The sequence below is a fragment of the Leifsonia sp. NPDC056665 genome (assembly GCF_042791795.1).
Lineage (GTDB): Bacteria > Actinomycetota > Actinomycetes > Actinomycetales > Microbacteriaceae > Leifsonia.
Genome location: NZ_JBHTXK010000005.1, coordinates 173,102 through 190,519, shown reverse-complemented (window position 1 = coordinate 190,519; position 17,418 = coordinate 173,102). Strand labels below are relative to the sequence as shown.

General features: G+C 71.5%; 16 protein-coding genes and 1 pseudogene. 11 read left to right on the top strand and 6 right to left on the bottom strand.

From position 1 onward, the window contains the following. Positions 1-153: 153 nt before the first annotated feature. Positions 154-1,602: a sugar porter family MFS transporter gene (locus tag ACFQ9V_RS07815; RefSeq protein WP_382458595.1), complete on the top strand. Its 1,449-nt coding sequence runs from the start codon at positions 154-156 to the stop codon at positions 1,600-1,602. Between the two features lie 102 nt (positions 1,603-1,704). Further along, positions 1,705-3,156 (top strand): DNA recombination protein RmuC, encoded by a 1,452-nt coding sequence (gene rmuC / locus ACFQ9V_RS07810; protein WP_382458594.1) that lies wholly within the window; start codon positions 1,705-1,707, stop codon positions 3,154-3,156. Between the two features lie 91 nt (positions 3,157-3,247). Here the strand turns inward: rmuC and glpX are convergent, their stop codons facing one another. Next, positions 3,248-4,249, bottom strand: coding sequence for a class II fructose-bisphosphatase (gene glpX, locus ACFQ9V_RS07805; RefSeq protein ID WP_382458593.1), 1,002 nt, complete (start codon positions 4,247-4,249; stop codon positions 3,248-3,250). A gap of 146 nt (positions 4,250-4,395) precedes the next feature. Between glpX and fbaA the strand changes: the two genes are divergently transcribed. Together fbaA and ACFQ9V_RS07795 are read left to right on the top strand one after the other, a co-directional pair. Then, complete coding sequence (gene fbaA / locus ACFQ9V_RS07800) at positions 4,396-5,424, top strand: class II fructose-bisphosphate aldolase (RefSeq protein ID WP_382458592.1); 1,029 nt, start codon at positions 4,396-4,398, stop codon at positions 5,422-5,424. A 22-nt stretch (positions 5,425-5,446) separates the two neighbouring features. Next, positions 5,447-6,199, top strand: a complete 753-nt coding sequence (locus ACFQ9V_RS07795) for a DUF6264 family protein (RefSeq protein ID WP_382458591.1) — start codon at positions 5,447-5,449, stop codon at positions 6,197-6,199. Here the strand turns inward: ACFQ9V_RS07795 and ACFQ9V_RS07790 are convergent. Next, entirely contained in the window at positions 6,196-7,056 is an 861-nt protein-coding gene (locus tag ACFQ9V_RS07790) for an SDR family oxidoreductase (protein ID WP_382458590.1), read from the bottom strand. The two genes, ACFQ9V_RS07795 and ACFQ9V_RS07790, sit on opposite strands and share 4 nt — an antisense overlap. A gap of 92 nt (positions 7,057-7,148) precedes the next feature. Between ACFQ9V_RS07790 and ACFQ9V_RS07785 the strand changes: the two are divergent. Beyond that, a pseudogene (locus ACFQ9V_RS07785) lies at positions 7,149-7,523 on the top strand (winged helix-turn-helix transcriptional regulator); the annotation flags it as partial. A gap of 33 nt (positions 7,524-7,556) precedes the next feature. After that, on the top strand, positions 7,557-8,327 hold the full coding sequence (locus ACFQ9V_RS07780; protein ID WP_382458644.1) for a PP2C family protein-serine/threonine phosphatase: 771 nt from the start codon (positions 7,557-7,559) through the stop codon (positions 8,325-8,327). A gap of 119 nt (positions 8,328-8,446) precedes the next feature. Here ACFQ9V_RS07780 and ACFQ9V_RS07775 read toward each other — a convergent pair whose 3' ends face one another. Beyond that, positions 8,447-9,496: a 4-hydroxy-3-methylbut-2-enyl diphosphate reductase gene (locus tag ACFQ9V_RS07775; RefSeq protein ID WP_382458643.1), complete on the bottom strand. Its 1,050-nt coding sequence runs from the start codon at positions 9,494-9,496 to the stop codon at positions 8,447-8,449. 112 nt (positions 9,497-9,608) lie between these two features. Between ACFQ9V_RS07775 and xseA the strand changes: the two genes are divergently transcribed. Genes xseA through ACFQ9V_RS07750 form a run of 5 tightly spaced genes read left to right on the top strand, consistent with a single transcriptional unit; the run spans position 9,609 to position 13,941 of the window. Further along, entirely contained in the window at positions 9,609-10,892 is a 1,284-nt protein-coding gene (gene xseA / locus ACFQ9V_RS07770) for an exodeoxyribonuclease VII large subunit (RefSeq protein WP_382458642.1), read from the top strand. Positions 10,893-10,902: 10 nt separating this feature from the next. Then, positions 10,903-11,151 carry an exodeoxyribonuclease VII small subunit gene (locus ACFQ9V_RS07765; protein WP_382458589.1) on the top strand — a complete coding sequence of 83 codons (249 nt, stop codon included), beginning with the start codon at positions 10,903-10,905 and terminating at the stop codon, positions 11,149-11,151. Continuing rightward, positions 11,148-11,834, top strand: coding sequence for a DUF4245 domain-containing protein (locus ACFQ9V_RS07760; RefSeq protein ID WP_382458588.1), 687 nt, complete (start codon positions 11,148-11,150; stop codon positions 11,832-11,834). The genes ACFQ9V_RS07765 and ACFQ9V_RS07760 overlap by 4 nt, the downstream gene beginning before the upstream one ends. After that, positions 11,835-12,503, top strand: a complete 669-nt coding sequence (locus tag ACFQ9V_RS07755; RefSeq protein ID WP_382458587.1) for a carbonic anhydrase — start codon at positions 11,835-11,837, stop codon at positions 12,501-12,503. A 31-nt stretch (positions 12,504-12,534) separates the two neighbouring features. Then, positions 12,535-13,941, top strand: coding sequence for a class II fumarate hydratase (locus ACFQ9V_RS07750; protein WP_382458586.1), 1,407 nt, complete (start codon positions 12,535-12,537; stop codon positions 13,939-13,941). A 96-nt stretch (positions 13,942-14,037) separates the two neighbouring features. Here ACFQ9V_RS07750 and ACFQ9V_RS07745 read toward each other — a convergent pair whose 3' ends face one another. The 3 genes from ACFQ9V_RS07745 to ACFQ9V_RS07735 all read right to left on the bottom strand — a co-directional run bounded on the left by ACFQ9V_RS07745 (position 14,038) and on the right by ACFQ9V_RS07735 (position 17,378). Continuing rightward, positions 14,038-14,592: a prepilin peptidase gene (locus ACFQ9V_RS07745; RefSeq protein ID WP_382458585.1), complete on the bottom strand. Its 555-nt coding sequence runs from the start codon at positions 14,590-14,592 to the stop codon at positions 14,038-14,040. A gap of 108 nt (positions 14,593-14,700) precedes the next feature. Further along, positions 14,701-16,050, bottom strand: coding sequence for a PhoH family protein (locus ACFQ9V_RS07740; protein WP_382458641.1), 1,350 nt, complete (start codon positions 16,048-16,050; stop codon positions 14,701-14,703). A 209-nt stretch (positions 16,051-16,259) separates the two neighbouring features. After that, entirely contained in the window at positions 16,260-17,378 is a 1,119-nt protein-coding gene (locus ACFQ9V_RS07735) for an aminotransferase class V-fold PLP-dependent enzyme (RefSeq protein ID WP_382458584.1), read from the bottom strand. Positions 17,379-17,418 lie beyond the last annotated feature (40 nt).

Below are 17,418 nucleotides of genomic sequence, written 5' to 3'. Positions count from 1 at the left end.
TTCCGCGCGCCCCGCAGCTCTCCTGCGTGCCCTCTCCCGCGTGGGCGCCACCACGCGGCCATCAGGCATAAACACCTCAGTAATGAAAGCATTGCAACTTCCTTCGTCACGTTCTAATGTCCAGACATAGCAACAAGACGCGAAGGAGCGACCATGACCGCATCCCCTCACCCGGAGGCCGCCGAGACGGCCCTCGGCACCACCGCCTCAGAAGGCTCCGCACCACCGAATGCCGACGACCCCCGCGCGCGCCGCATCCTCCGGCGGATCGCCGTGCTCGCCACGTTCGGCGGCCTCCTCTTCGGCTACGACACCGGCGTCATCAGCGGCGCCCTGCCGTTCATGCAGTTCGACCAGCGGCCGCTCACCCCGCTGGAGGAGGGCACCATCGTGTCGTCGCTCCTCTTCGGCGCGGCGCTCGGGTCGTTCCTGGGCGGCCGCATCGCCGACCGCCGCGGGCGTCGCGGGCTCATCGGCGCGCTCGCGGTCGTGTTCTTCATCGCCGCCATCGCGTGCGCGTTCGCGCCGACGATCGGCGTCATGATCGCCGCCCGCTTCGTCCTCGGCCTCGCGGTCGGCGGCGCGTCCGTCGTGGTCCCGATGTACCTCGCGGAGCTCTCCCCCGCGGCCCGCCGCGGCCGCATCGTCACGCAGAACGAGCTGATGATCGTCTCCGGCCAGCTCGCCGCGTTCGTCGTCAACGCCGTGCTCGCCTCCGTCGTCCCCGAGCACGCCGCCGTCTGGCGCTGGATGCTCGTCGTCGCGTCGCTGCCGGCCGTCGTGCTGTTCTTCGGGATGCTCGTGGTGCCGGAGAGCCCGCGCTGGCTCATCCTGCACGGGCGCTTCGCCGAGGGGCTCGCGGTCCTGCGCCGCATCCGCGCCGAGCAGCAGGCCGAGCGGGAGGCCGAGGAGATCCGCCGCCACGAGGAGCGCGCCGTGCGCACGCCCCTGCTGAAGGAGCTCGCCGTGCCGTGGGTCCGCCGGGTCTTCGTCATCGGGCTCGGGATCGCGATGGTGCAGCAGCTCACCGGCGTGAACTCGATCATGTACTACGGGGTCCAGATCCTCCAGAAGTCCGGCTTCGACCAGCAGGGCGCGCTCATCGGCCAGATCGCCAACGGCGTCATCTCGGTTCTCGCCACCTTCGTCGGCATCGCGCTGCTCGGCCGCGTGGGCCGGCGCCCGCTGCTGATCGTCGGCCTGATCGGCACGACGACGTCGCTGCTGCTGGTCGGCGCCTCCGCGCTGCTCGCCGGAACGCCCGCGCTGCCGTTCGTGGTGCTGTCGCTGACGGTGACGTTCCTCGCGTTCCAGCAGGGCGCGGTCTCGCCGGTGACCTGGCTGATGCTCGCGGAGATCTTCCCCGCCCGGATCCGCGGCGCCGCGTTCGGGCTCGCCGCGCTCATCCTGTGGCTGACGAACTTCCTGGTCGGCTTCCTGTTCCCGCAGCTCGTGGACGCGCTCGGGATCTCGCCCACGTTCTTCCTGTTCGCCGTCGTGGGCGTCGGCGCGGTCGTGTTCGTCGCGCGCAGCCTGCCCGAGACGCGCGGGCGCAGCCTGGAGACGCTGGAGGCCGAGCTGCGCGACCGCTTCACCCGCTGAGCCTGCGCGCAGGGCCACGCCAGGCGGGCGGGGCGGGAACGATTTCCCGCCCCGCCCTCCGTCGTCGCGGCGGTTGTCGGCGGCCCCTGCGACACTGAGCGCATGGACTTCCCCGCACTGCTCCTCGGCCTCCTGCTCGGTCTCCTCGTCGGCGCGGCGGGGGCGGGCTACGCTGTCGCGCGGCTGCTCAAGAGCCGCGAGGCCGCCGCGCCCACGGTGGAGGATCCGGCGATCGTCGCGGCCCGCCACGAGAAGGATCTCCTCGAGGTGCGCGCTGAGGAGGCCGGGAAGCAGGCCGAGCTCCGCGCGGAGCTCGCCGCCGCCGACACCCGCGTCGACTCCCTGCAGGAGCAGCTTCGCGGGGCGCACGAGCAGCTCCGGGAGACCACGGACCGGCACCGCGCCGAGTCCCTCGCCCAGACCGAGCGGGAGCGCGCCGAGAGCAAGGTGCTCCAGGCGCTGGCGCCGGTGCGTGAGAGCCTCAGCGACATGCAGCGCAAGGTGATCGAGCTGGAGACCCAGCGCAATCAGCAGCACGGCCAGCTCGCCCAGCAGCTCCGGTCGGCGGCCGAGTCGGAGGAGCGGCTGCGCAGCACCGCCGAGTCGCTGGCGTCCGCACTGCGCTCCAACAGCACGCGCGGCGTCTGGGGTGAGACCCAGCTCCGCAGCGTCGTGGAGGCCGCCGGTCTGATCGAGCGGGTGGACTTCGACGTGCAGTCCAGCATCCACTCGGAGTCCGGCGCCGGCCGTCCCGACATGATCATCCGGCTCCCCGGCGGCAAGAGCATCGCGCTCGACGCCAAGGTGCCGTTCAACGCCTACCTCGAGGCCAGCCAGATCCCGGCGACCGCGACCGGCGCCGAGGGCGCGCAGCGCGAGGCCCTCCTCAAGCAGCACGTGAAGGCCGTCCGCGACCACATCACCACGCTGGGCAGCAAGGCCTACTGGACGGGCCTGGAGTCCTCCCCCGAGATGGTCATCGCGTTCATCCCGAGCGAGTCGCTGGTCTCCTCGGCGATGGAGGCGGACCCGTCGATCATGGAGTTCGCCTTCGGCAAGCGGGTGGCCCTGGCCTCCCCCGTGACGCTGTGGTCGGTGCTGAAGACGGTGGCGTTCAGCTGGCAGCAGGACGTCCTGACCCAGGACGCCAAGCAGCTCTTCGACCTGAGCCGCACGCTCTACACCCGGCTGGGCACCACAGCCGGCCACATCGAGAAGCTCGGCCGTTCGATCGAGCGCACGGTCAAGGACTACAACGGCTTCGTCGGCTCTTTCGAGCGCCAGGTGTTTCCCACGGCCCGCAAGCTCGCAGCGATCGACGAGTCCAAGGTCATCGGCGTCATGGCGGGCATCGAGGAGGCTCCCCGCGAGCTCACCGCGTTCGAGCTCGTCGACGAGCTGGAGGCGCAGGCCGAGGCGCGCATCCGCGTGGAGGCCGCCGACGACGACGCCCGCGACATGCACGGCATCGACAAGCTCGCCATCGAGGAGCGCGCCCGCGCCGCCGCTGCGGCCGCTGTCACCGACGCCGACGAGGCCTCCGGCGCCGCCTGACCCGAGCCGAAACCGCGCCGAGGGGCACGTAAACGCCCCTAAAACCGCGTTTTAGGGGCGTTTACGTGCCCTTCGACTTCGCTTCGGCGGGTTACAACTCGTCGGCCGAGAGCCACTTCTCCGCGAGGTGGTCCGCGACCACGCGGCGGATGGTGCCCGACTTCGAGCGCAGCACGATCGACTCCGTGCGGATGATCGGGCCCTTGCGGCGGACGCCCTCCACCAGGCCGCCGTCGGTGACGCCGGTCGCGACGAAGAACGTGTTGTCGCCCTTCACCAGGTCGTCGGCGCCGTAGATTCGGTCCATGTCGAGGCCTGCGGCGATCCCGCCCGCGCGCTCGGCGTCGTCCTTCGGCGCCAGCCGGCCCTGCATGAACCCGCCGATCGCCTTGATGGCGCACGCCGTCGTGATTCCCTCCGGGCTGCCGCCGATCCCGACGCACAGGTCGATGCGCGACTCGTAGCGGGCCGCGTTGATCCCGCCGGCCACATCGCCGTCGAGCATGAGGCGCGTCCCCGCGCCGGCGGCACGGATCTCCTCGATCAGGCCCTCGTGGCGCGGCCGGTCCAGCACCGCCACGCGGATCTCGCCCACCGGCTTGCCCTTGGCCTTCGCCAGCTCGCGGATGTTGTCGCCGATCGACTGCGACAGGTCCACGACGCCGCGCCCCTCCGGCCCGGTGACGATCTTGTCCATGTAGAAGACGCTGGAGGCGTCCAGCATCGTGCCGCGGTCCGATACCGCGATCACTGACAGCGCGTTCTGGCGCCCGGCGGCGGTCAGCGAGGTGCCGTCGATCGGATCCACCGCGATGTCGCAGGCCGGACCACGCCCGTTGCCGACGTGCTCGCCGTTGAACAGCATCGGGGCGTTGTCCTTCTCGCCCTCGCCGATCACGATCAGCCCGTCGAAGTTCACCGTGCCGAGGAACTTGCGCATCGCGTCCACGGCCGCGCCGTCCGCCGCGTTCTTGTCGCCGCGGCCGATCCACGGGGTCGCCCGGATCGCCGCGGCCTCGGTCGCACGCACCAGCTCCATCGCCAGGTTCCGGTCGGGGTGAAGGAAGAGGGACGCGGTGTCGGTGCTGGTCATGATGGGTCCTCCCGGACGAATCGAAACGACGGTGTCAGCCGCCAGGCGACGGCGAAGCCAGTGTATCGAGGGGAGGTAGCCGGAGGCACCGGACCCGCGTCGGTATGATGAGTCCCGTTCGACACCCCGATTCCCAAGGAGCCGCAATGCCCATCGCCACGCCGGACCAGTACGCAGAGATGCTCGACAAGGCGAAGGTGGGCGGCTTCGCGTATCCCGCGTTCAACGTCTCGTCGTCGCAGACGATCAACTCCGTGCTCCAGGGCCTCACCGAGGCGGGCAGCGACGGCATCATCCAGGTGACCACCGGCGGCGCCGACTACTTCGCCGGCCAGACCGTCAAGGCCCGCGCCACCGGCGCCCTCGCGTTCGCGAAGTTCGCCACCGAGGTCGCCAAGAACTACCCGATCACCGTCGCGCTGCACACCGACCACTGCCCGAAGGGCGCGCTCGACGACTTCGTGCTGCCGCTCATCGCCGCCTCCGAGGAGGAGGTCCGCGCGGGCCGCAACCCGATCTTCCAGTCCCACATGTGGGACGGCTCGGCGGTCCCGCTGAACGAGAACCTCGAGATCGCGCAGGAGATGATCAAGCGCACCAAGGCCATCAACGCCATCCTCGAGGTCGAGATCGGCGTCGTCGGCGGCGAGGAGGACGGCGTGCAGCACGAGGGCTCCAACGAGGCCCTCTACACGACCCTCGCCGACGTCGAGAAGGCCGTGGAGGCCCTGGGCCTCGGCGAGAACGGCCGCTACATGGCCGCCCTCACCTTCGGCAACGTGCACGGCGTCTACAAGCCGGGCAACGTCAAGCTGCGTCCGGAGCTCCTCAAGGAGATCCAGGACGGCCTGGCCGCGAAGTACGGCACCGGCCCGAAGCCGCTGGACCTCGTCTTCCACGGCGGCTCCGGCTCGACCGACGCCGAGATCGCCGAGGCGGTCCGCAACGGCGTCGTGAAGATGAACATCGACACGGACACGCAGTACGCGTTCACCCGCTCCGTCGCGGGCTACATGTTCGAAAACTACGACGGCGTGCTCAAGGTCGACGGCGAGGTGGGCAACAAGAAGGCCTACGACCCGCGCGCCTGGGGCAAGGTCGCGGAGACCGGCATGGCCGCCCGCGTCGTGGAGGCCACGCAGCAGCTCGGCAGCGCCGGTCACTCCGGCAAGTAGCGCGCGCACGTAGGCTGGGGGGATGAGCGAGCACGACCCGGAGAAGGCGCCGGACGAACGACCGCGCCCGAAATTCGGCGAGCTCGCCCCTCCCGGCTGGGTGTGGAAGCCCCCGCAGGACGCGGACAAGCTGGACACCACGCACCACAGCCCGGCGGCGTCGGAGGTCGAGCAGCCTCCCGCGGCGCCGCCCCAGCCCGGGCCATATGGGCAGCGCGACGGCGCCCCGCATGACGTCCCGCCGCACGGCGGCGCCCAGCACGGCTTCGGCCGCCCGTACCCGCCCAGCCCTCAGCTCCGCGCCGACGCGCCGCGCTGGAACGTCACGACCACGATCGTGCTGCTCGTCGTCGGCTTCTTCGGGATGTCGTACACGATCGGCACCCTGCAGAGCCTGCCCGCGACGATGCAGCTCCTGCACTCCTCGCTCGACCTCGGCAAGTACGTGCAGGACCCGTCCGTCGCTCCGCTGATCACCGGGGGCACGATCGCGATGGCCGGCATCTGGGCGGTCTCGCTGGGCCTGTCCGTGTGGCTGCTCGTGCAGAAGCGCCTGGCGTTCTATGTCCCGCTCGTCGCCGGGATCGTGGCGTTCATCACCCTCTTCGTCATCCTGGGCCTGATCTTCTCGACCGACCCGGTGCTGCTCGACTACTACAACGGGATCGCGCCCGCGACCCCGGGCCCGACGACGCCGGGCCCGACCACCCCGGCGCCGAGCTCGCCGCTTCCGACGAGCCCGGCCGCCACCCCCGGGGCGTCGACGTCCGCTTAGGCTGCGCGCGACTCCGCGAGCCCCGCGGCGAGCGGCGTCGTCGGGCGTCCGATCAGCTCGCTGAGCGTCCCGGTGGCGTCGGCGAGGGCGCCGTCGCGGATGTTGCCGTCCAGCGCGACCACGAAACCGGCCGTCCCCTCGTCCACGCCCGCCTCGCGCAGCGCAGCGCCGTGCTCCTCCGGCGTCACCGAGCGATACGCGACCGGACGGCCGAGCAGCTCGCCGATGGCCGCGGCCAGGTCGTCGAACGTCCACGCGACGTCGCCCGCCAGTTCGTAGACCGCGCCGTCATGGCCGTCGGTCGTGAGCACGACGGCCGCGGCCTCCGCGTAGTCCTTGCGGGAGGCGCTGGCGACGCGTCCGGTCGCCGCGCTGCCGACGAGCTCGCCGGTCGCGGAGGCAACGTCGAGCTGGCCGACGTAGTTCTCCGTATACCAGTTGTTGCGGAGCACCGTCACCGGGAGTCCGGAGGCCGCGAGCAGCTTCTCGGTCTCGGCGTGCTCCGGCGCGAGCACCAGGTCGGTGTCGTCGGCGTGCGGCGCGCTCGTGTAGACGATCCGGCCGACGCCCGCGCGCACGGCTGCGTCGATGGCGTTGCGGTGCTGCGGGATGCGCTGGCCGACCTCCGAGCCCGAGACGAGCAGGAGGGCGTCCGCTCCGGCGAACGCCGCGTCCAGGGTCTCCGGCTTCCCGAAGTCGATCACGGCGGTCTGCACGCCGCGCGTGGCCAGCGGGGCGAGCCGCTCCGCGCTGCGCCCGAGGGCGCGGATGTCGGCGGCGGGCACCCCGCGGTCGAGGAGGGCGTCCACGGTGAGGCGTCCGAGGTGTCCGGTGGCTCCGGTGACGACGATGGTCATAGTGTTTCCTTTCGGTCGGTCGTCGTTCGCAACCGCCGTCCTCCCGGAAAACTTCCCTGTCGGAGGTACCCACTTTTCGGTAAGTTACTGACGTGGACACCAGATTCGACTCGTTCGAGGCCCTCGGCTTCACCGACGGCGTGCTCCCCTCGGAGTGCCCGTCACGCATCGTGCTCAACCACGTGACCAGCACCTGGGGCGTGCTCGTGCTGGTCGCGCTCGCGCGGAGCGACCTGCGCTGGGGCGAGCTGCGCCGCACCGTGCAAGGCATCAGCGAGAAGATGCTCGCGCAGACCCTCCGCACTTTGGAGCGGGACGGTTTCGTCCTCCGCACCGCCCAGCCCACCGTCCCGCCGCGCGTCGACTACAGCCTCACCACCCGTGGCCGGGAGGTCACCGAGCACCTGCTCCCGCTGATGGGCTGGATCGCCGACAACGCCGACGACATCCTCTCCGGCGCCCCGGCCGCGCCGCTCGGCTTCGAGACCGGGCAGGGCTCGGTGAGCGGGGACTACCGCGACGGCAACGAGGACTCCCTCTACGCGTCGGCCTGGTCGGCGTTCGTGGCCGACGGGGTCGGCGGGCACGCGGCAGGCGAGATCGCCTCCGCGACCGTCGCGATCCGGCTGGCGTCGATGCTCGACGCCACCGAGGGCCGCGTCCCCGGCGAGGCGCGGCTGCGCGAGCTGGTCGCGATCGCGAACTCCGACCTTGCGCTCCGCGTGCGCCTCGACCCCGCGCTGGCGGGCATGGCCACGACCCTCGTCGGGCTCTTCGCGGACGGCGAGCGGATCACCGTCGCGCACACCGGCGACTCCCGGGCCTACCGCCTGCGCGACGGCGCGCTGGCGCAGATCACCGAGGACGACTCGCTGGTGCGCGAGCTGCTGGCCACCGGCGCCATCGGCGAGGGCGACATCGCCGAGCATCCGCTGCGGTCGGTCGTCACGCACGTCCTCGGCGGGGACGCGGAGGACGCCGCCGCGCTGCACGTCGCGTCCGAGCCGGCGCGGCGCGGCGACCGCTGGCTGCTCACGAGCGACGGGCTCACCGACTACGTCCCGATCCTGGATGTCGCCGAGACCCTTGCGGCGGCCGCGACCCCGCAGGACGCCGCGGACGCGCTGGTCGCGCTCGCGCTCCGGCACCGCGCCCGCGACAACATCTCGGTCGTCGTCGCAGACGTCGTGGAGCTCGCGGACGCCCCGCTTTACCGCCCCGCCTTCGGCGGCTCGGCCGCCGCCGACCCCGCGTCCGCCCGCACCCTCTGACCCCACGCGCCGCGGCCACCATCCCCCGAGGGGCACGTTGTTGTCACTTTTCGCACCCCTAAGTGACAACTACGTGCCCCTCGGCGGAAGGGGTGAGGGGCGGGGAAGGAAGGGGCGGGTCAGGACTGGGCGCGGCCGCCGAGGGCGCGGGCGTCCTGCTTGCCACTGATGTCCTTGCGGAGCTCCTTCGGCAGCGAGAACATCAGGTCCTCCTCCGCCGTCTTGACCTCCTGCACCTCGGCGTAGCCGGCCCCGGAGAGCTCGGCGAGCACCTCCCGCACCAGCACCTCCGGCACCGACGCGCCGCTGGTCACGCCCACGGTCGCCACGCCGTCCAGCCACTCCTGGCGGATCTCGCTGGCGTAGTCGACGCGGTAGGCCGCGCTCGCGCCGTACTCGAGGGCGACCTCCACGAGGCGCACCGAGTTGGACGAGTTTGCCGAGCCGACCACGATCACCAGGTCGGCGTCCTCCGCCACCTTCTTGATCGCGACCTGGCGGTTCTGCGTCGCGTAGCAGATGTCGTCGCTGGGCGGGTCCTGGAGGTTCGGGAAGCGCTCGCGGAGCCGGCGGACCGTCTCCATCGTCTCGTCCACCGACAGCGTGGTCTGCGACAGCCACACCACCTTGTCCGGGTCCTTGACCTGGAGGCGGTCGACGTCCTCCGGGCCGTTCACGAGCGTGACGTGCTCGGGAGCCTCGCCTGCGGTGCCCTCGACCTCCTCGTGGCCCTCGTGGCCGATCAGCAGGATCTCGAAGTCGTCGCGAGCGAAGCGGACGGCCTCGCGGTGCACCTTGGTGACCAGCGGGCAGGTCGCGTCGATGGCGAGGAGGCCGCGGTCGGCCGCCGCGTTCACGACCGCGGGCGAGACGCCGTGCGCCGAGAACACGACGTGCGCGCCCTGCGGGACCTCGTCGACCTCGTCCACGAAGATCGCGCCCTGCTGCTCCAGTTCGGACACCACGTGCACGTTGTGGACGATCTGCTTGCGCACGTAGACCGGCGCGCCGTAGTGCTCCAGGGCCTTCTCGACGGCCACGACGGCGCGGTCGACGCCGGCGCAGTAGCCGCGCGGGGCCGCCAGCAGCACGCGCTTGTGTCCCTGGACCGGGATATCCTGAAGCCGCCCGCGCTCGCCGGACTCCCGCTTGACGGGGATCCGGGGCATGGGGAGGCTGATGGTCGCATCGCTCACCCCTCGATCGTACGCGGTGGGCGCTGATCAACGGATGGGAGGCCGGGTGGCACAGGTCGCTGGCGGTACGACGGGCACGCCGACGATGACCCCGGGACCGCCGACCCTCGACGCCCCGTGGCCGGTCGCGCTGCTCGCCGACCGCATCCGGGGCTGGATCGACCGGCTCGGCACCGCGTGGGTCGAGGGCGAGATCACGCAGTGGGGCGTCTCCGGCGGGAATGTCTACGGCAAGCTGAAGGACCTCCGCGAGGACGCCACGATCAGCTTCAGCATCTGGTCGTCGGTGAAGGCGCGCATCCCCGCCGACCTCAAGCAGGGCGACCGGGTGATCGCCGCGGTGAAGCCGAACTACTGGGTCAAGGGCGGCAGCCTCACCATGCAGGTGAGCGACATGCGGCACGTCGGCCTCGGCGACCTCCTGGAGCGGCTGGAGCGGCTGCGCGCCCAGCTCACGGCGGAGGGGTTGTTCGCGGCCGAGCGCAAGAAGCGGCTGCCGTTCCTCCCGCACACGATCGGGCTGGTGACCGGCAAGGACTCCGACGCCGAGAAGGACGTGCTGCGCAACGCGCAGCTGCGCTGGCCGGCGGTGCGCTTCCGTGTCGTCCACGCGGCCGTGCAGGGTGACCGGACCGTCCCGGAGGTGGTCTCCGCCATCCGCACCCTTGACGCCGACCCCGAGGTGGAGGTCATCATCGTGGCGCGCGGCGGCGGCGACTTCCAGAACCTGCTCGGCTTCAGCGACGAGCGCGTGGTGCGCGCCGCCGCGGAGGCCGCGACCCCGATCGTGAGCGCCATCGGCCACGAGGCCGACCGGCCGTTGCTGGACGACGTCGCGGACCTGCGCGCCTCGACGCCGACCGACGCCGCCAAGCGCGTCGTCCCGGACGTCGCGGAGGAGCTGGCGCGGGTGCAGCAGGCGCGCTCGCGCCTCGGCACGCGCCTGACGCACATGATCACGCACGAGATCGACCGGATCGGGCACCTCCGCACGCGCCCGGTGCTGGCCTCCTCCACCTGGATCGTGGACTCGCGCGCACAGGAGCTCACCCGCTACGTCGCCCGCGGCGTCGAGTTGGTGGAGCGCCGGGCCGACCGCGAGCGCACGCGCATCGCGGAGCTGCGCGCCCAGTTGCGGGCGCTCTCGCCGCAGGCGACGCTCGACCGCGGCTATGCGATCGTGCAGAACGACGCGGGGCACGTCATCACCTCGCCCGCGGAGGCGCCGGCAGGAGCGGCCGTGCGGGTGACGCTGGCCGGGGGCGCGTTCGCCGCCACCGCCGGCGACCGGCTGCCCTCCCCGGCGGGCGACTCCGCTGCCGACGGCGCCGCCCATCCCGATCCAGCGCCCGCCCAGCGAGACAAATAGAATGGACATCATGCCCACCTCGGAGATCAGCGCGCTCAGCTACGAGGAGGCGCGCGACGAGCTCGTCCGCGTCGTCACCGAGCTCGAGCAGGGCTCCGCGACGCTGGAGGAGTCCATCGCGCTGTGGGAGCGCGGCGAGGCGCTCGCCCGCCACTGCGAGGAGTGGCTGATCGGCGCGAAGGCACGGCTCGACGCCGCCCGCGCCGGAGCAAGTGCCGGGGCGACAGCGGGCGCACGGAGCGTGTCAGACACCGAATGAGCCCGCGCACCCGTAACAGCACGATCAAGCCTCCCGCCGTCGTCGCCGAGCTCGGCCGTCCGGAGACCGCGGAGGAGACCGCCGCGCGCAAGGCGCAGAACTCCGCGAACCACCGCAACCGGCAGACCGTCAACAACCTCGTCTACTCGCTGATCGCGACGGTCGCGCTCGTGGCGGTCATCGTGCTGATCGTGCCGCGCGGCAACCCCATCTCCTCCGCTCCCCCGGTCGACTACGCCGCGGTCGCCCAGCAGGCGCAGGGCAGCGAGCCCGACCGGCTCGTGGTCCCGAAGCTCCCGTCCGGCTGGAGCTCCAACAGCGCCGAGCTGCGCACGAAGACCGCCGACGGCGTCGACGCCTGGTACATCGGGCTGCTCACGCCCAAGGGTCAGTACATCGGCGTCACGCAGGGCTTCAACGCCAACGACAGCTGGGTCGCCGACCAGGTGAACCGCACCCGCATCGCCGGCACCCGGGAGATCGACGGCGTGAAGTGGGACGTCTACGACAACCGCGCGGCGGGATCGTCCGCCGGCAACGTCGCCTACGCGCTCGTGACGACCGCCGGCAAGAGCACGGTCGTCGTCTTCGGCACCGCCGACGACGCCGAGTTCACCGCTGCCGCCTCCTCGCTCACCGACCAGCTCCACTCCCTCGGCTCACCCACCCCAGGAGGAAACTAGATGCCCACGACCCGTCCCGGCCGGATCTGGAGAGACCTTCTGGCAGGAAACGAGCGCTTCGTCTCGGGAGCGCCGCAGCACCCGCGGCAGGACGTCGAGCGACGCCAGACCGTGGCCGAGGGCCAGAACCCGGTCGCCGCGATCTTCGGCTGCGCGGACTCACGGCTGGCGGCCGAGATCATCTTCGACCTCGGGCTCGGCGACGCGTTCGTCGTCCGCAACGCCGGGCAGGTGGCCTCCGACTCCGCGATCGCCTCGCTGGAGTACGCGGTCGCCGTGCTGAACGTGCCGCTCATCCTGGTGCTCGGCCACGACGCCTGCGGCGCGGTCGCGTCCGCCATCTCCTCCCAGGCCGACGGCGCCGCCCCGCTGCCGCCGCACATCGCGCAGCTCATCGCGCCGATCGTGCCAGCGGTGCACCGGGTCGCCGGCACCGCGCCAGGGGAGGCCGTCGTGCCCGCCAAGGTCGACGCGGCCGAGGTCGGCCGCCTGCACCTGCGCGACACCGTCGCAGAGCTTCTCGCGCGATCGGAGATCATCAGCGACGCCGTCGCCGCCAATCTCCTCGCCATCGTCGGAGCGAACTATGTGCTCCAGGAAGGTCGGGTCGTCCCCGACGCCGTCGTCGGACTGGCCGAACCGGCCGCCGACCCAACGCCCGCGCGCTGACGCGCCAGGGCTCAGAAAGGAAGAACACACCGTGGTGGACACGCAGGCGGGCACCGAGTACCGCATCGAGCACGACACGATGGGCGAGGTGCGGGTCCCCGCAGCCGCCCTGTACGGCGCGCAGACGCAGCGCGCCGTCGAGAACTTCCCGATCTCGGGGTCGGTTCTCGAGCCGGCTCAGATCGCCGCGCTCGCGCGCATCAAGAAGTCGGCGGCGCTCGCGAACGCGCGCCTCGGCGTCCTGGACGCGGACGTGGCCGAGGCCATCGCCGCCGCCGCAGACGAGGTCGTCAGCGGCGCGCACAACGGGGACTTCCCGATCGACGTCTACCAGACCGGCTCCGGCACCTCCTCGAACATGAACATGAACGAGGTGCTGGCGACGCTCGCCTCGCGCCGACTGGGCCGTCCGGTGCACCCGAACGACCACGTCAACGCGTCGCAGTCGTCCAACGACGTCTTCCCGACCTCCGTGCACATCGCCGTCACGGGCGCGCTGATCGACGACCTCATCCCTGCGCTCGACCACCTCGCGGTCGCGCTGGAGGAGAAGGCGGAGCTGTGGGCGACCGCCGTCAAGTCGGGCCGCACGCACCTCATGGACGCCACCCCGGTCACGCTCGGCCAGGAGTTCGGCGGCTACGCCGCGCAGATCCGCTACGGCATCGAGCGCGTCCAGGCCGCGCTGACCCGCGTCGCGGAGGTCCCGCTCGGCGGCACGGCCGTCGGCACCGGCATCAACACCCCGCTCGGCTTCCCGCAGCTCGTGATCGAGCTGCTGACCGCCGAGACCGAGCTGCCGATCACCGAGGCGCGCAACCACTTCGAGGCCCAGGCCAACCGCGACGGCCTCGTGGAGGCCTCCGGCGCGCTCCGCACCATCGCCGTCAGCCTCACCAAGATCTGCAACGACCTGCGCTGGATGGGCTCCGGCCCGAACACCGGTCTCGGTGAGCTGCACATCCCCGACCTGCAGCCGGGTTCCTCGATCATGCCGGGCAAGGTCAACCCGGTCATCCCGGAGGCCGTGCTCATGGTCGCCGCCCGGGTCATCGGCAACGACGCCACCATCGCCTGGAGCGGCGCGTCCGGCCTGTTCGAGCTGAACGTCGCCATCCCGGTGATGGGCACGGCGCTGCTGGAGTCGATCCGCCTGCTCACCCAGGCCAGCCGCGTGCTCGCCGACAAGACGGTCGCGGGCCTGGAGGCCAACCTCGACCGCGCCCGCGCGTTCGCGGAGTCGAGCCCGTCGATCGTGACGCCGCTGAACCGCGTGATCGGCTACGAGGCCGCCGCCAAGGTCGCCAAGCACGCCGTCGCCCAGGGCATGACCGTCCGGGAGGCCGTGATCGACCTCGGCTTCGTCGAGCGCGGCGAGATCACCCTGGAGCAGCTCGACTCGGCACTCGACGTGCTGAGCATGACCCACCCGGGCTGAGCCCGGACCCGGACCGCTCGCGAGCCGTTCGATCGAGGCGCCCCTCCTGCATGTCGGGAGGGGCGTCTCGCCGTTTTCGCGCCGTTCTCGCACCGGTCACTCCAGCAGCACGAACCCCCAGAACGTCCCCAGCAGCACCGGCCCGAACGGCAGCTCGGCGGACCGCAGCCGCGACCCGGGACCACGCACAGCCGTCCACGCCACCACCGCCCCGGCCACGAACGACAGCACCGCCCAGCACCCGACGACCGTTACGACCTCCCCCAGCGGCGGTCCGCGCTCCGCCACCACCGCCGCGAGCGCCCCGGCCAGCACGGCCGCGAGCTTCACATCGCCCATCCCGAGCCCGCCGCCCGACGCCAGCACCGCGAACCCGACGAGGGTCGCGACCCCGCAGCCCAGCGCCGCGACCGCGACCTGCCCTCCGCCGGGCCGGAGCGAGCTCCACACCGCTCCCACGACCACGAACGCCGCCCCCGGGAGCACGAGCGCGTCCGGCAGCCGCAGCTCGCGCAGGTCGTACTGGACCAGCGCCGCCGTCACGGCCGCGAGGTAGAGCGCTCCGATCGCGGCCGGCCCGCCGTCACCTGCCCCCAGCAGGGCCACGCTCAGGCCGGCCGCGACAACGATCCGGATCGTTTTTTCAACCATGCGCTCACGCTAGGTGCGGCGACATGGCCTCCTCACGATTCCACAGAAAATACGAGAATCCCGAAATTCTCCACAGAAGGCCGGTCTCTTTCGCCCGGCGGCTCACCCTCAGGCCAGCTCGTTGCCCTCCAGCATCTCCGTGACCAGCGCCGCGATCGCCGACCGCTCCGAGCGCGTCAGCGTGACGTGCGCGAACAGCGGGTGGCCCTTCAGCGTCTCGATCACCGACGCGACGCCGTCGTGACGGCCGACCCGCAGGTTGTCGCGCTGCGCCACATCGTGTGTCAGCACCACCCGCGAGTTCTGCCCGACCCGGCTGAGCACCGTCAGCAGGACGTTCCGCTCCAGCGACTGCGCCTCGTCCACGATCACGAACGCGTCGTGCAGCGAGCGACCGCGGATGTGCGTGAGCGGAAGCACCTCCAGGATGCCGCGGTCCAGCACCTCGTCCAGCACGTTCTGCGACACCAGCGCGCCGAGCGTGTCGAACACCGCCTGACCCCAGGGGTTCATCTTCTCGCCCTGGTCGCCCGGCAGGTAGCCGAGCTCCTGGCCGCCGACCGCGTAGAGCGGCCGGAACACCATGATCTTCTTGTGCTGCTGACGCTCCAGCACGGCCTCCAGGCCCGCGCACAGGGCGAGCGCCGACTTGCCGGTGCCGGCCCGTCCGCCGAGCGACAGGATGCCGATCTCCGGGTCCAGCAGGAGGTCGATCGCCAGCCGCTGCTCCGCCGAGCGCCCGTGCAGTCCGAAGACGTCGCGGTCGCCGCGCACCAGCTTCACCTCGCCGTCCGAGACCACGCGCCCGAGGGCCGAGCCGCGGTCGGAGTGCACGATGAGGCCGGTGTTGACCGGGAGTCCCTCGACCTGCGAGGTGCTCATCCACTCGTTCTCGTAGAGCGCGCTCATCTGGTCGCTGCCGAGGGAGATCTCCGCCAGCCCCGTCCAGCCGCTGTCCACGACCTGCTCGTGCCGGTACTCCTCCGCCGCCAGGCCGATCGACGACGCCTTGACGCGCATCGGGAGGTCCTTGGAGACGACCGTGACCGCCAACCCGTCGTTCGCGAGGTTCATCGCCACCGCGAGGATGCGCGAGTCGTTGTCGCCGAGTTGCATGCCGCTCGGCAGCACCGACATGTTGGAGTGGTTCAGCTCCACCCGGAGCGAGCCGCCCTCCCCGACCGGGATCGGGAAGTCGAGGCGTTCGTGCTGCACCCGCAGGTCGTCCAGATTGCGCAGCGCCTGTCGCGCGAAGTATCCGATCTCGGGATCGTTGCGCTTCCCCTCCAGCTCGCTCACGACGACGACAGGGATGACGACAGAGTGCTCGGCGAACCGGAAGATCGCCTTGGGGTCGGACAGCAGGACCGACGTGTCGAGCACGTACGTCCGCTCGCTCTGACGGGTTCCGCTGGATGCCGACTCGAACTGCCGGGTTCCTGATTCAGCCACGACCACTCCCACCCCGCCGCTCCGCTTGCGCTGGAGCCGGCGGATCAATGGCGAGCCGGCCAGTTGGGTTTCGAAACGAACTTATATGGCCGTCTCGATCGGGCGCCGTGCCCGATGAGTCGAAAGTACGCCGCGCGGACCGAACACGACGCAAGGAAGGCCGAGTGTCGTGTTTCGTTCAGGTGAACTTCACCCCCAGTTATGGGAGGCGCGGATCACGCCGCCGAGGCGTAGGAGGTGAAGGCGGCGCGCAGCATGTCCAGCGTCTCCTCGGTGGTGCCCGCGTGCACGCTGAGGCGCGCGCTCGTCGGCCGCATCCTGGCGGTGACACCGTGGTTGAACAGGGCGGCCGCCAGCACGGTCAGCTGTTCGGGCAGCGGCTCCAGCACGACGATCCCCGCGCGCTCCGCGGGGTTCCGCGAGGAGGCGACAGGCACGGCGAACTCGTCGGCGAGGTCGATCACGCGCTCCACCGTGTCGGAGATCGCCGCCGAGATCTCCGCGACGCCGACGGCCGCGACCTCCTCCAGCGCCGCGGCGAACCGGGCTTCCGCGACCGGGTCGGCGTTCGAGACGGTGAAGGCCGACGCGTCCTTCGCCGGGTCGACGACTTCGTCCCACCTTTCGCCCGGGCCGCTACCGACCCACCCGCTGAAGACGGGCGTCAGGTGCTCGATGGCGCGCTCGCTGAGCGCGAGGAACCCGGTCCCCCAGCCCGCCCTCGTCCACTTCTGACCGCCGGAGACGACGACGTCGGCGACCTCGTAGGGGACATCGGAGATGCCGAAGCCCTGGATCGCGTCGACGATGAGCAGCCGGTCACCGATCACCTGGCGGATGCCGTCGATGTCCGCGAGATAGCCGGTGCGCGAGTCGACCAGGCTCACCATGACCGCGGTCGTGGAGTCGGTGAGCTGCTCCCTGAGCTGCGCCGGGGTGACCCGGCCGTGGTCGGTCTCCAGCCACACCGGCGTCACCACATGCATCGCCTGCGCGGCTCGCACGGCCGCGTAGGTGACGCTCGGGAATTCGGCGGCCGACAGCAGGACCTCGCCGCCGGTGAGGCCGAACGCGGAGTGCATCAGCCCGGAGGAGGCGTTGGGCTGGAACGAGATCTGCTCGGCGGAGAAGCCGGTCAGCGCCGAGATCGCCTCACGGACGCGGCCGTTCTCCGCGCTCATCCGGTCGATGGTTCCGAAGCGCGACGTGGCGAGCGCCTCGTACTGCCCCAGCGCCTCGGCGCGCACCGCCCGCGAGAGCGGGCCGACCCGGCCGTAGTCCAGGTACCCCGGCTCCTCGCCGAACCCCGCGGCGAACTCCTCGATCGTCGTCATCGTGACCTCCGGGGACCATCCTGCCGCCCCACCCGCCGAC